At 55.9% G+C, this 204-nt stretch carries 1 protein-coding gene; it reads left to right on the top strand.

The features are described from left to right. A partial coding sequence (locus IEV98_RS24355; protein ID WP_194444872.1) for a hypothetical protein occupies positions 1-204 on the top strand: 204 nt, incomplete at both ends.

The raw sequence follows: 204 nt of genomic DNA, 5'->3' as shown, positions 1-204 counted from the left end.
ACATACAACCACGCGACCGACTGGGAAGAAAACACGACCTACTACGTTACCGTCATCCCGTATAATGCCGCCGGGGAAGCAGACGGCTGCACAGAAATCTTTTTTACCACCACTACGCTTTTAGTTGCACCGGAATGCACGACGATTACCGGTCCGGAAGACAGAGCCACGGATGCGGGGCTGGGAGCGGGGATTACCTGGACG

The sequence above is a fragment of the Parapedobacter pyrenivorans genome (assembly GCF_014636865.1).
GTDB lineage: Bacteria > Bacteroidota > Bacteroidia > Sphingobacteriales > Sphingobacteriaceae > Parapedobacter > Parapedobacter pyrenivorans.
This window is presented reverse-complemented; position numbering and strand designations above follow the sequence as displayed.